This is a genomic window from Runella sp. MFBS21 (genome assembly GCF_029433105.1).
Taxonomy (GTDB): Bacteria; Bacteroidota; Bacteroidia; order Cytophagales; family Spirosomataceae; genus Runella.
Genome location: NZ_JARNTW010000004.1, coordinates 63,228 through 76,878, shown reverse-complemented (window position 1 = coordinate 76,878; position 13,651 = coordinate 63,228). Strand labels below are relative to the sequence as shown.

Annotated in this window: 12 protein-coding genes and 1 tRNA gene; 4 read left to right on the top strand and 9 right to left on the bottom strand. The window is 39.9% G+C overall.

All coding sequences use genetic code 11. The features are described 5' to 3' along the window. Window positions 1-100: 100 nt before the first annotated feature. The 5 genes from P1X15_RS10710 to P1X15_RS10690 all read right to left on the bottom strand — a co-directional run bounded on the left by P1X15_RS10710 (window position 101) and on the right by P1X15_RS10690 (window position 3,918). Window positions 101-541, bottom strand: coding sequence for a hypothetical protein (locus P1X15_RS10710; protein WP_277338129.1), 441 nt, complete (start codon window positions 539-541; stop codon window positions 101-103). 42 nt (window positions 542-583) lie between these two features. Next, window positions 584-883: a hypothetical protein gene (locus P1X15_RS10705; protein WP_277338128.1), complete on the bottom strand. Its 300-nt coding sequence runs from the start codon at window positions 881-883 to the stop codon at window positions 584-586. A gap of 118 nt (window positions 884-1,001) precedes the next feature. Continuing rightward, window positions 1,002-2,225: a phage integrase SAM-like domain-containing protein gene (locus tag P1X15_RS10700; RefSeq protein WP_277338127.1), complete on the bottom strand. Its 1,224-nt coding sequence runs from the start codon at window positions 2,223-2,225 to the stop codon at window positions 1,002-1,004. Between the two features lie 270 nt (window positions 2,226-2,495). After that, window positions 2,496-2,579: transfer RNA gene (locus tag P1X15_RS10695), tRNA-Leu, on the bottom strand. A 94-nt stretch (window positions 2,580-2,673) separates the two neighbouring features. Then, window positions 2,674-3,918 carry an ABC transporter permease gene (locus P1X15_RS10690; protein ID WP_277338126.1) on the bottom strand — a complete coding sequence of 415 codons (1,245 nt, stop codon included), beginning with the start codon at window positions 3,916-3,918 and terminating at the stop codon, window positions 2,674-2,676. A 157-nt stretch (window positions 3,919-4,075) separates the two neighbouring features. Between P1X15_RS10690 and P1X15_RS10685 the strand changes: the two genes are divergently transcribed. Continuing rightward, window positions 4,076-5,338 (top strand): asparagine synthetase B, encoded by a 1,263-nt coding sequence (locus tag P1X15_RS10685; RefSeq protein WP_277338125.1) that lies wholly within the window; start codon window positions 4,076-4,078, stop codon window positions 5,336-5,338. A gap of 71 nt (window positions 5,339-5,409) precedes the next feature. On the opposite strand, the gene P1X15_RS10680 is transcribed toward P1X15_RS10685, so the two are convergent. Further along, entirely contained in the window at window positions 5,410-6,225 is an 816-nt protein-coding gene (locus P1X15_RS10680; RefSeq protein ID WP_277338124.1) for a 3'-5' exonuclease, read from the bottom strand. Window positions 6,226-6,410: 185 nt separating this feature from the next. Here P1X15_RS10680 and dinB point away from each other — a divergent pair, with 185 nt between their 5' ends. After that, window positions 6,411-7,472: a DNA polymerase IV gene (gene dinB, locus P1X15_RS10675; RefSeq protein ID WP_277338123.1), complete on the top strand. Its 1,062-nt coding sequence runs from the start codon at window positions 6,411-6,413 to the stop codon at window positions 7,470-7,472. 5 nt (window positions 7,473-7,477) lie between these two features. Here dinB and P1X15_RS10670 read toward each other — a convergent pair whose 3' ends face one another. From P1X15_RS10670 to P1X15_RS10660, 3 genes are all read right to left on the bottom strand, one after another. Further along, window positions 7,478-8,254 (bottom strand): LytTR family DNA-binding domain-containing protein, encoded by a 777-nt coding sequence (locus P1X15_RS10670; RefSeq protein ID WP_277338122.1) that lies wholly within the window; start codon window positions 8,252-8,254, stop codon window positions 7,478-7,480. Between the two features lies 1 nt (window position 8,255). Then, window positions 8,256-9,305 carry a sensor histidine kinase gene (locus P1X15_RS10665; protein WP_277338121.1) on the bottom strand — a complete coding sequence of 350 codons (1,050 nt, stop codon included), beginning with the start codon at window positions 9,303-9,305 and terminating at the stop codon, window positions 8,256-8,258. Between the two features lie 210 nt (window positions 9,306-9,515). After that, window positions 9,516-10,670, bottom strand: a complete 1,155-nt coding sequence (locus tag P1X15_RS10660) for a 2-isopropylmalate synthase (protein ID WP_277338120.1) — start codon at window positions 10,668-10,670, stop codon at window positions 9,516-9,518. Window positions 10,671-11,084: 414 nt separating this feature from the next. On the opposite strand from P1X15_RS10660, the gene P1X15_RS10655 reads away from it, so the two are divergent. Both P1X15_RS10655 and P1X15_RS10650 read left to right on the top strand, forming a co-directional pair. Continuing rightward, window positions 11,085-11,933 carry a glycerophosphodiester phosphodiesterase family protein gene (locus P1X15_RS10655; RefSeq protein WP_277338119.1) on the top strand — a complete coding sequence of 283 codons (849 nt, stop codon included), beginning with the start codon at window positions 11,085-11,087 and terminating at the stop codon, window positions 11,931-11,933. 103 nt (window positions 11,934-12,036) lie between these two features. Then, the gene (locus tag P1X15_RS10650; RefSeq protein ID WP_277338118.1) at window positions 12,037-13,533 is read left to right on the top strand and encodes a GH3 auxin-responsive promoter family protein; all 1,497 of its coding nucleotides are present in this window, start codon (window positions 12,037-12,039) and stop codon (window positions 13,531-13,533) included. Window positions 13,534-13,651: the final 118 nt, after the last annotated feature.

Sequence of the window (13,651 nt, the reverse complement as noted above, 5' to 3'; positions counted from 1 at the left end):
AGTTTTTATTCCTGGACAAAGTGTTTGCTATCATTTTTTTGAGAGCTTCGATAGGAGCAGCTCGACGCCAATTTTTTTAGCTTTTAAAATGATAGCAAAATTATTGTTTCTTAACGGCAAATCTTTGGAATGGTAATAACCCAAACCACTCTAAAGTTACTGAAATGCTATTATTGTCAAGGATGCCGCTACCTGCAATATCAAATTCTCCTCCAACTTGACCATTCACATAAAAAAGTCTCTTTGTTTTGGGAATATTAAAAACAAAGGGGTCGACTGTCTTTTGAGCCGTAATATTATTGATAGTATATTCATAATTTACACTCCCTCTTCTTGAAACACGGTACTGAATAAGAATTGTTTCAGCACCTTCTTTTGTGATATTCAAAGTATGCACAAAGGTGTCACTTCCTCCACTCATTGTCATCGCAGGAGCTACCCAAGTTCCTACCCATTTATCTGCCCATTCGGGTTCGGTTTCTTTTTTAGAACATCCGCTTACAAAACATACAATTACAAAAAATAGTACAAGGCTTTTCATTGGAAATTAAATTGAGAGGTTGATTAATCGGTCGAATTGTGGTCAATTTTCAGAGAAGCTGACAACTTTGTCATTTACTTTATTTAGCACTTTCAGAAAGTACGACCACTCTTTTTTTATTGTACTCGGTGTAGGATTCTTGTGATTGGGGAAGTCTCTAGTGTCTTTAATTTCATATTTCTCTTCCATCAATTCCGTAAATACTCCAAAAAGAAAGTCGTCCATTTTTTCAGAGATTTGATAGAAGTCAAAGGTGTTTGGAGTAGCACGCCCAGTGTCATAATGCCAACATCCATTGATAGGGTTATACTCTAAAAAGTATAATAGTTTGTTTGAATCCATAAAAATTAGAGGTTTATAATTGGCTGGAAAATTCAATACATTTTAAGAAAAAAGCAAAGGCAATTTATCAAATGGTATTTTGTGACTGAAACGCATCGTTTTCAGTCACAAAAGTTTGTTATTTTTTTAGCTCATTCAAAACTCTTTGCTTCTTATACTTCCTGTACTTTTTAATGTGCTTAGTGGTAGTATGACCCATCAAATAGGCAACTGACTCATCCGAAAATCCTTGGTAATTAGACTGGAGGTTGGCGTAAGTCTTACGGCATAGCTTAGAGGAGATTTTTTCAAGGTCTCGACGTCTGATGTTAGAAAGCTTGTATATCGCCTTTATTTGCTCATTAAATTCATTCAAAGTACAATCTGGCATAGCTGAAAGACTTCCATAGTTGAGCATCACTTCTACCGCGTCAGGTAGCAACATCGTATCAGCCATCAATCCTTTAGGACGCTTATAGGTGATTGTTTTTTGACGAGTGTATTTCAACCAATAAAAACTCTTTTCACGGTACAAATCCTGATCCGTCCGCTGTTGATAATCACAAAAATCCATTCCCGTACCCATCATAAACAAAAATATATCCCTCACTTTCACCTGCAATTCAGACATAAAATGGCGTGAAATATCCTTGATTTTTTGAATATCATCAGGTTCAAACCCTTCTGGATTTTCTTCATAATTACACGCAAGTCGAAGACCTGCCAAAGGATTGTACTTGATTTTCTTTTCGCTTACACTAAAATCAAGCATCTGACGTAGGTAGGCAACGTGTCTATTTATATGAACTTGTTGAGCAGGTTTCTTTCGTTTTTTCATGTATAAGTTAAAATATTTCACAAACTCCAAATCAACCTGACCTACTTCTATCTTAAGCCTATCAGTTTCTTTTAAGAATTGTTTAATGTTAGTGATAATAGAGTTATCATTTTTTCCAGTGTTATTGGAGATACCCAAGGGCTGTCTTGCTTCTTTGTAAAAAAGAGGAAGCTCGTCAATGAGCAAAAATTTGTCTGCTTTTACGATGGTCTCTTTTTTTTTGTTTTTGTACTCATCAAAAAATTTTTCCTTCACCATTTTAGCCGTAACCTCCCCTTGAAGGCTCAGTTGCATTTCTATTTGCATGAGACGAATACGTATAAAATTGATTTTCTGATTTAAGACACTAGCCAAAGAATGCCACTCATTTACTTGTTGTTTTTTACTGTCCCAAGCTTCTACAGGAATCATCAGGTCAACGGAAAAGTCGGGACATTTAACTTTGTTGACAATTACATAACAGTTTAGCGGTGCTTGCCCTGCTTCATTGATGGAATCAATACGAGTCCAAAAACGGATTCTCATTTTGTTTAAAGTGAAAAATTGCATAAAAACGACATTTTAGTTTGCCGTTTCGCTGCAATAACCGCGAAATAATCATAAGTATTTATACGTGTTTTTACGGGTATTTTTACGCACAAATAAAGAAATTTACTCGCAGTGAGTAAAAATACAGTGCGAGTAAAAAACATACTAAAACGTGAAAAAAGGGAATAAAAAAAGCCCGAAAAACTTAATTTTCGGGCTTTTGACCTAATTAATCAGTAACAAAATCAACCTTTATAGGTCTGAGAGTACCCAGGGCCGGAGTCGAACCGGCACGGGTGTGACCCCATTGGTGTTTGAGACCAACGCGTCTACCGATTCCGCCACCTGGGCATCTGATTGGAAACGGGACTGCAAAAGTAGCAGTTCATTTTTTGTTTGCAAATTTTTCTACAAAAAAATGAAGAAAAAATATTTAAATTCTATTCTATTCATAGCGCAATGCTTCTATAGGGTCTAAGCGTGAGGCTTTTATGGCTGGATAAATCCCCGAAATTATTCCTACAATCACACACACACAAATTCCAATCAACATCCAAAACCACGGAACAATAAAACTGGCATTTTGGCTAATAAGACCCGCAATAAGGTTGCCAATCGCAATGCCCAGTATCAATCCTCCTATTCCTCCCAAAATACACACTACAATTGCCTCTATCAAAAATTGTAATCTTATCAACCTTGGAGTAGCACCTAGGGACTTGCGAATGCCTATTTCGCGGGTTCGTTCGGTGACTGATACAAGCATGATATTCATAAGGGCAATCGCTGCGCCCAACAGTGTAATGATTCCAATTCCAAACCCACCCATTCGCAAATAACCTGATACTTCTTCAAAATTTTTAGCAATTGCATCCGCACTTTCTATCTCAAATGAATCCTTAGCACCAATACGATCATTGCGTACACGCCTCATGATACCTCTTGCCTCTTCCATAATCAACTCCCGGTTTTCGGTAGTATTAATAGAAGTGGTGATATTGAAAGTGAGTTGTCGATTGGCAGCCAAAGCTCTCCCATTTTCCAGCGGTACTAGCAAAACCCTATCATCTCCACTACCAGTCAATGACCCCTTCTTATCCAAAACTCCTACTACTTTATAGGGTTTCCCCAACATTACAATTTGTTGATTAAGAGGATTGAGCTTTCCTTCAAATAGTTTTTGCGCAATCTCTGAGCCAATCATAACAACGTTGAGACCATTGTCCAAGTCGGTCGGAGAGAGATTACGCCCTGATATGAGTTTATAGCCTTTAATCGCCAAATAATTGTCATCTACTCCTACAATAAGCGAGTTGGGATTGGTCTGTTTAGACTTAAATTTAATTTGGGCTGCTCCTCTTACATTGGCCGAAATCGCCACACTAGCATTATACATCTCTTTGATTTCAGTCTTGTATTTTTGGGCCTGCCTGTAAGAGATAGGGGGATAATCTTTGTCGCGTACGCCTCCACTTCTTCTTCTGAAAGGCTGAGGCCCTGTAATATCAAATGTATTTGCTCCCAAATCAGCAAAGCTATTATTGACGGAGCTTTGCATGCCATCAATCGCCGTCAAAATCCCAACGAGCGATGTGATACCAATGGCAATAATGAGGGCAGTCAAAACTGTACGCAGCATATTGGATTGAATCGACCGGAGCCCTTCTCGAACATTTTCTAAAAGATTCATAAGTTTTTGGGAGGATGTGCGGTGGATCTTTATCTATTTCAGGAGAAATATTTATTTATATAATCCCGATTTCTTACTTCATCCACTTTTTCTGCACGTTTTTTGTACTATATTCGTTTATACAAAAGTCATCATCAAAAAGTAATTCCACAAACCGATGAAACGGTACATCCTACCACTTATCATTTTTTTTGGCTTGGTGCAGGGGGCGTGGGCTTCTAAAGTCCTGATTCCGATGGACGAAGCACAAAAAAATCACCTCAAAGCTTATGGGCTTACATACTGGGTACTACGCAACTATGACACCGAAATAGATTGGCTGCTGAATTATCGTGGCGGGAGTTTTATGCTTGATTGGAGCCAACGAGTCGTCAATGAGCTTGTCATTAGAGGGATAAGTTATGAAGTCATTTCGGATGCTCAAAGTGCAAGTATCATCGCTGAAGTAGCTCAACCTGATGCTAACATGGACAATGTAAAACTCCATAAAGCACCTAAAGTGGCAGTTTATTCGCCCAAAACAAAACAACCCTGGGATGATGCTGTGACTTTGGTCATGACGTATGCCGAAATCCCCTATGATATCGTGTATGATGATGACGTAATGCAAGGCAAACTTGCCGAATATGATTGGTTGCACCTACATCATGAGGACTTTACAGGACAATACGGCAAGTTTTTCCATTTTCGTGATTTTCCTTGGTATCGTGCCCAAAAGCGTGAAGCTGAAGAAATTGCGGCCAAATGGGGATTTTCTAAAGTTTCTAAACTCAAATTGGCAGTAGCAAAAAAAATACAACAATACGTAGCGGGGGGAGGATATATGTTTGCCATGTGCAATGCTACCGACACTTATGATGTGGCCTTAGCAGCCCAAAATACCGATATTGCCGATGTGATTTATGACGGTGACGGTACCGACCCTGCGGCTCAAAAAAAGCTTGACTTCAGTCAAACATTTGCTTTCCAAAATTTCATGGTAGTTACGAATCCTTACGAAATTGAATTTTCGTCGGTAGATAGCCAACCCAACGAACGAGGCCTAAACGAGGCAAACGATTATTTTACTCTTTTTCAGTTTTCGGCCAAGTGGGACCCCGTTCCGACCATGTTGACCCAAAATCACCAGCAAATTATCAAAGGCTTTATGGGGCAAACCACCGCCTTTAAAAAACAATACATTAAGCCCGAAGTGATTATTCTAGCAGAGAATCGATCCGCAGGCGAAGCTCGCTATATCCATAGTACTTATGCCAAAGGCTTCTTCACTTTTTACGGTGGTCACGATCCCGAAGATTACCGGCATGAAATTAACGAAGAACCAACCGACTTGAATCTTCATCCCAATTCGGCTGGATATCGTTTGATTTTAAATAATATTCTTTTCCCAGCAGCTAAAAAGAAGAAATTGAAGACTTAACAATGAATAACACAAAAAGCGGGGCACCGATAATCGATGCCCCGCTTTTTGTGTGCGTAATGCTGCTCTTCTTATTTTCGGCCAAAAGCCATTCGCATCTTGATTTCGGTGAGCTTGCGCTTGGTATCGAGCGGAAAATCACCCTTCATCATCCAATCATAATAGCTGGGTTCTTGCGCCAACACATCTACTACACGCTTACCGTTGTGTTTTCCAAAATTAATAATTTCTTCCCCTTTCGAATTGTAGGACATTCGATTAGCAAAATCTACGATTTTGGAAGCCGTAAGATTATGAAGCGCCTCTATGTCATTTTGAACTGGTTCATAGAGTTCTCCTTTGTCATTCTTGATTTTGACTCCTGCATATCTCTCCACTTGAGCGCACAATACCTCAAAAGTCGCTACAGTATCAGCATGAGCGCTATGGGCATTTTCGAGATCTTTACCACAGTAAAACTTATAAGCTGCCGACAAATTGCGAGGTTCCATCAAATGAAAAATCCGTTGTGCATCTACTAATTTTCGATTCTTGATGTCAAACTCTACCTCTGCCCTCAAAAACTCTTCGACCAGCATCGGGACATCAAAACGATTGGAATTGAAACCTGCCAAATCACACCCTTGAAGGAATTGAGCCAAGGTTTTAGCAAAATTCTTGAAAGTAGGACAGTCTTTGACATCTTCATCATAAATCCCGTGAATCAGGCTCGACTCTAAGGGTATCGGAATACCAGGATTGACCCGAAAAGTTTTAGACTCAATCTGCCCATTCATCAACGCTTTAACAACGCTAATCTCTACAATACGATCCTTCTGGATGTTGATGCCGGTTGTCTCTAAATCAAAAAACGCAAGCGGTTTCTTAAGTTTAAGGTTATGTGTCATTTGGAATGGTAATGATTGAGCTCACAAAATTAGCATTTATTCCACAGCAATACCTTTCTTTTTGTCGCTAATAGCAAAACTAGAGCCGTTTTTATCATAATTTATTATTTTAAAAACGGCCTTTTTTGAGCAATTTCGTCGTAACTTTGAACAAGGCAACTTCTTCTATAGGGCCTTTTTCAGCCATGACTCGCAAAATCATTCACATTGATATGGATGCTTTTTTTGCATCTGTCGAACAGCGCGATACCCCTTCTCTACGCGGCAAGCCCGTAGCAGTAGGCGGTAGCAGCGAACGAGGAGTAGTGGCGGCGGCTAGTTATGAAGCGCGGCGTTTTGGTGTGCGGTCGGCTATGTCGTCGCGGGTGGCTTTGCGCAAATGCCCTCAGCTCATTTTCGTAAAACCGCGATTTGAAGTGTATCGCTTTGTATCTCAGCAAATCCGAGAGATTTTTGCAGATTATACTCCACTTATCGAACCTTTATCATTAGATGAAGCCTATCTGGATGTAACCGAAAATCGTCAAGGGATTAAATCGGCAACTTACATTGCAAAAGAAATCAAAGCTCGCATTTTTGAAAAAACCCAACTAAGGGCATCGGCGGGGGTGTCTTACAATAAGTTTTTGGCCAAACTTGCTTCCGACCATCACAAACCTGACGGACTTTTTGTGATAACCCCTAGTGAAGGAGAGGCTTTTACAGAAGTCCTTTCTATTGACAAATTTCATGGAATTGGAAAAGTAACGGCCGAAAAGATGCACCGTTTAGGTATCAAAACAGGCCTCGAACTTAAAGAAAAAAGTGAGACATTCTTGCGAACTCACTTTGGAAAAATGGGGAGTTATTATTTTCAAATTGCTAGAGGAATCGACGACCGCCCCGTCGAACCCGACCGCATCCGTAAATCAGTAGGCTCCGAAAATACCTTTGAATATGATTTAGAAACATTGACCGAACTAGAAGAAGCCCTAAAACCATTGATTGAAGAAGTGTGGAAATGGTGCGAACGCACCCAAATTTATGGGCGTACCGTGACTGTAAAAATTAAATTTAGTGATTTTCAGACCGTAACAAGAAGTATTTCTAGCAGCTTATTGATTCGAGAGAAAGCAGCTTTAGAAAAATTAGCAATCGACCGTTTGAGAGAACCTTTCTCTAAACCCGTGCGATTATTGGGTGTCTCGATTCATAACCTTGAAGACACCCGCCCTCACGAAGGTCAACAACTCACTTTGTTTTATTAACTACCCTATTCTCCTAGCCATTCTTTAAAATCTTTCACTTTTTCTCTTCCTACAATCACCTCATCATCAAACATGGGAGATAATTGCAATTTTAATTTACTGTTGAAATACATCTGCACTTTGTCGATAGCGCGTATAGATGCGATGATTTGGCGATTGAGTCGGTAATATTGACGCGAATCAATCGCGTGCAAAATCTCATCAAGGGTATAGTCTAGCAAATAGTCTTTTTGGTCGTATGTCTTGGCAAAAGTAAGTTTATTACGCGTATAAAAATAAGCTATTTGACTGATTTCTAGCGAAAACATCTTTTGTCCTTGCCTGATTAAAAAGCGCTCGCGATAGGTAGGTTCGGCAGGTGGAGCTAGGTGTGCAAGCAAATTTTTGATGGAATCCTGTATATCAATCGACGATTTGCCAAATATTTCTCTCAATTGCGACAGCTTCGCAAACGCTAATCTTAGTTCTTCAGCTTTGATAGGTTTAAGTAAATAATCAATGCTATTAAGTTTGAAAGCTTTGATAGCAAATTCATCATAAGCCGTCGTAAAAATCACTGGACTTGTGATAGAGACTTGATTAAAAATCTCAAAACTTTGCCCGTCAGCAAGCTCAATATCTAGCAAGATTAAATCGGGTGAGGGATTTTGCCGAAGCCATCGTACAGAGTCTTCGATAGTAGCCGTAAACCCTACCACTACTGCGGTAGGTTGTACTTCTTGTACCAGTCGTTGCAGCTTACGGGCCGTCAGTTCTTCGTCTTCTACAATTAAAATATTCATATCAAAAATCTGAGTGATTGACCGATAAATATTGAGGTGAAATAAGCGGAACCATTACCTGAAAAATAGTCTCTGTCTGTCGAATTACGACATGAGACTGCCCCAGCAAACGGTATTTATTAGAGATATTGGTAAGTCCTGTTTTATTAGAGATGACACTCTTTTGTTTTTTCTGTAAATTATTGATTACAAACAAGTTATTGGCTTCGTCAGTGTAAATTTTAATAATCAATGGCTGATGACTCAAGACGATGTTGTGCTTCATGGCATTTTCGACCAACAACTGCAAAGTAAGCGGTGGCAGCAAATAATTTAGATGCTGATTTTGAATGTTTTTTTCCAATACAACACCGTTACCAAAGCGAGTTTGGAGCAAATGAAAATACGCATCAATAAACTCAAGTTCATTTTGGAGCGAAGTCAAGGGTTGTTCATTGTTTTGCAACAAATACCGATACACCGACGATAATTCTTCAATAAAGCGTTCGGCTTTTTTGGGATCCTCAGCCACCAATGAAGATAAAGTACTGAGACTGTTAAATAAAAAATGTGGCTGAATCTGAGATTTCAAGGAATCAAGCTGTGTTTGGAGGTTTTCTTTTTTGAGGCGCTCTGCTTCAAAATACGTCCTTTTCCATTGTTGATACAGATAAATTCCTTCATATAGAGCCAAAATAGGTAGTAAAATCAATAAGCCAAATATGATGTTGAAAATATAACGCTCGACGGGGAACACATAGCCCCAAAACATATTGAGGCTGTAAAAAAGAGAGAATAGAAATCGGATTAAGATGGTGATAAAAAAAGTCCAAGCCAACAGAAAAATCAGACGCTGTCGGGTAAGTTTAATACCTGGATACTTCTCTCGTGATTTGATGATAACGAGCCTATTAAGTTCCCACAAAATCACTACCGCCACTATTGTATGAAATACTTCTTTGGCGTGCCCAAAATATTTGACTGCTTTTCCTTCGTGATATACGACCAAAGCAACAAGCGTAATCACAGGAATGCCAATTATCCTGAGCCATTTGTCGTTTAGTTTTGTCATACACAAAGAAACACTTAAAGTGGGTAGTTTTCAGCCTTTTTGATGAATTAAACAAAACTCTTGATTTTTTGTGATTTCCCAAAAATTACCCTTGCTGAGGCGTCAGTTTTGGGCGTCGAAGTGTCGAAAAAAGAGGTTACTAAAAAAGAAAAAGTCGGCAGAACTTCTACCGACTTCGTTTTATATTTATCAACAATGATTTTATGAAGCTTAAGCCACCACAATTTCGCGCGCAAGCTCTACCAAATCTTTGTCATTTACTTCTTTTTTGACATCTGCCACATCCAAAAACTGCTTATAAATAATATCCAAAGTAGGCTTGTCAAAAGTATAGCCCAATAGCTCCAAACGGTGCTTAAGAGCATGACGTCCACTACGTGCCGTCAATACAATCATCGACTTATCTACTCCTACATCACTTGGGTTCATGATTTCGTAGTTGAAGGCATGCTTCAAAAACCCGTCTTGGTGAATTCCCGAAGAGTGCGCAAAAGCATTACGGCCTACGATAGCCTTGTTGGCCTGCACAGGCATACGCATCATTTTGGATACCAACTGACTTGTAGGATACAGCAATTGGGTATTGATACCTGTTTCATAACCCATTTCTTTGCGTACTTTAAGGGCCATTACTACTTCTTCGAGAGAAGTATTACCGGCTCTTTCACCGATACCATTCATGGTCACTTCTACTTGCCGCGCGCCATTCATTACGCCGGCGATGGTATTGGCAGTAGCCAATCCAAGGTCATTGTGGCAATGAATAGAAATTGTGGCTTGATGGGCGTTAGAAGTATTTTCGAAGATATACTTGATTTTGTCACCGTATTCGTGAGGTAAACAGTAACCTGTGGTATCAGGGATATTTACGACCGTAGCTCCTGCTTTGATGACCGACTCCACGAGGTGGGCCAAAAAAGCCAAATCTGCCCGCCCAGCGTCTTCGCAATAAAACTCCACGTCTTCTACATAAGTTTTGGCGTGTTTAACCGCCCCAATAGCCTGCTCCACAATTTTTTCGCGGGTAGTATTGAACTTGTGCTGAATGTGGATATCCGAAGATCCCAATCCTGTGTGGATTCGGCCACGTTTGGCATATTGTAGCGCTTCACCAGCGGCGTCAATATCACCTTTAATGGCACGAGAAAGTGCGCAAATCACAGGTTCACGTACTGCTTTTGAAATTTCAACTACTGAACGAAAATCACCCGGGCTCGAAATCGGAAACCCTGCTTCGAGGACGTCAACACCCAGCTTTTCGAGTTCTTTGGCGACAACAATCTTCTCATCGGTAGTTAACTGGCACCCCGGCACTTGCTCGCCGTCGCGCAATGTAGTGTCGAAAATTTGAACTCTCTGGCTCATTGTTTGTAAAGAGGGATGGATTATTAAGTTTTATTTTGGGTTAAACTTCTTCAAAGTTAGTAAAATTCAAAAAAAAACCTTTCTCGGTGTGAGAAAGGGCTTTTCCTTTTCGCAAAACACCCTTCTCACTTATGACCAAGTGAGGCGAAGGAGATTTCTTTGAATCATATTTTGTTGCTCATTGTTGCTTGCGAATTTTCGCTATACGCGTATTTCTTCTACAAAAGTAGCGGAATAATTTTTGCTTCCAAAAGTTTTTCAAAAAATTATATACCCTTTTATAAAGGATATTTATTGAGCTAATTCTCTTACTTTTCGATAGATTTATGAGAAATAACTAGCTTTGCAAAGAGTACCACAATCAGAAGTAGTATGAGATTCGCTCTTTCTTCATTGCTTTTTTTAACGATATTTATGCAAAACTCTTTCGCTCAACCTGCTTCATTCAACTGGCAAGGACATCGTGGTTGTCGTGGGTTGATGCCCGAAAATACCATTCCTGCATTCTTGAAAGCACTTGAACTAGGAGTCAATACGCTTGAATTAGACGTAGTTATCTCTAAAGATTTGCAAGTAGTGGTTTCTCACGACCCCTATTTCCATCCTGATTTTTCACTCGCCCCTAACGGCAATGTCATCCCTAAAAACCAAAAAATTATTTTATATCAACTCCCTTACGACGAAATCAAACGCTATGATGTAGGAAGCAATGGAAACGGAAATTTTCCCCAACAACAAAAACTAAAAGCCTATAAACCCCTTCTGAAGGAGGTAATTGAGGCTGCTGAAGCTTTTCGGATTCAACACCATATTCCTTTATTTTTGTACAACATTGAAATCAAAAGCAATGAAAACGAATACGATAAAACCCAGCCACCTGTAGCTTTATTCTCAGATTTGGTATATAAAGAAGTCCTCAAACTTCTTCCTGCCAATCGCATCGTAATTCAGAGTTTTGATTTCAATATCCTCAGATATTGGAATCAACAAATCCAGCGAGGTATTTATCAAAAAGTACCCTTAGCGGCTCTGGTAAGCAATCTTAAAGGCATCCACAAAAACTTAGAAGCCCTAGGCTTTGTTCCTGACATATATAGTCCTTATTATCAGCTATTGAACGAAGCCAAGGTACGGCAGCTCCACCAGCAAGGAATGCAAGTAATACCTTGGACCGTCAACTCCACGAGTGAGATGATAAAACTAAAAGCAATGGGAGTCGATGGAATTATCACCGATTACCCCAACCGTATCCCTAAATCTTGAAAGAAATAATCCAATTTTTTATCCTTTCAATCATTTTATTTATGTTTATTGAACTAAAAACAAATTATACGTGCCGCTGCTGAACGACATACTCATCTTCTTTATGAAACGCCGAGCCGAACGCATCGAGCATTTCAAAAAACACCCCGTGGAGGTTCAGCACCAGATATTCCATGAGCTCATTGAGGCTGCTCGCTATACCGACTGGGGAATTAAATATCGCTATGGAACGATTCAGACTATCAAACAATACCAAGAACGGGTTCCTATTTCTACTTATGAAGACTTATTTCCGTACATAGAACGTGTATTGTTAGGAGAACAAAATGTGCTTTGGCCGTCTGACGTAGAGTGGTTTTCAAAATCGTCGGGCACAACTAATGCCCGTAGCAAATACCTACCAATTACTCCCGAGTCGCTTGAGGATTGTCACTATAGAGGGGGCAAGGATGTGATGACACTCTATGCCCAAAATCGCCCTAATTCTCTTGTGTTTGAAGGCAAAGGCCTTTCTATTGGGGGTAGTCTGCACGATAATCCTTTCCACCAAGAAGGAGGAATGGTAGGAGATGTATCGGCGGTGATTATGCGCAACCTGCCGACTTGGGCTGAGTTTCTTCGCACCCCGCCTATTGATGTTGCCCTGATGGACAAATGGGAAGATAAACTCGCTCGAATGGCCGATATATGCGGCAAAGAAAACGTTACGAGTATCTTAGGGGTTCCTACTTGGACGATTGTGCTCTTAGACCGCATCATGGAAGAACATGGAGCAAAAAGCATGCTCGATGTTTGGCCAAATTTTGAAGTTTTTATTCACGGGGCGGTAGCATTTCAGCCCTATCGTGAGCTTTTCATGAAAAAGTACTTCCCCAGTGAGAAGGTCACTTACATGGAAACTTACAATGCCTCAGAAGGTTTTTTTGCCCTTCAAGATGATTTGGCACTGCCTGGCGAAATGCTCCTAATGCTCGATTATGGCATTTTTTATGAGTTTATTCCGGCAGAAGAATGGGACAAGCCTCATCCTAAAGCCCTCACTATCGATGAAGTAGAGCTTGACAAAAACTATGCACTTGTCATCTCTACCAATAGTGGCTTGTGGCGCTATCAAATCGGTGATACCATTAAATTTACTTCTAAATACCCCTTTCGTATCAAAATTAGTGGACGTACCAAGCACTTTATTAATGCTTTTGGCGAAGAGGTGATTATCGAAAACGCCGACGCCGCTATTACTTATGCTTGCGAGCATACAGGTGCTATTATCAATGATTATACGGCTGGCCCCGTATATATGGATGACGGTAGCAAAGGACGTCACGAATGGATTATTGAATTTAGTAGAGCCCCCCACAACTTAGAAGAGTTTTGTAATCTGTTAGACCAAAAATTAAGAGAGGTCAACTCTGACTATGATGCCAAGAGATACATGGAGCTAGCCTTGCTCCAACCCCTACTTCATGCCGTACCATTGGGTACGTTTTATGATTGGATGGGGCGAAGAGGTAAGCTAGGAGGCCAAAACAAAGTACCTCGTTTGAGCAATTCTCGCGAGTATTTAGAAGGCATCTTGGAGATGATTTATCAAGATAAATAAACAAGTCATTTTTATGGTATGAAAAAAAATATAGCATATCTCTCTTTGTGACCGTTTGTGTAATTATTTGGTCAAAAGCATTAGATTTAAACAAATTTGCATCTGTTAAACTAAAATC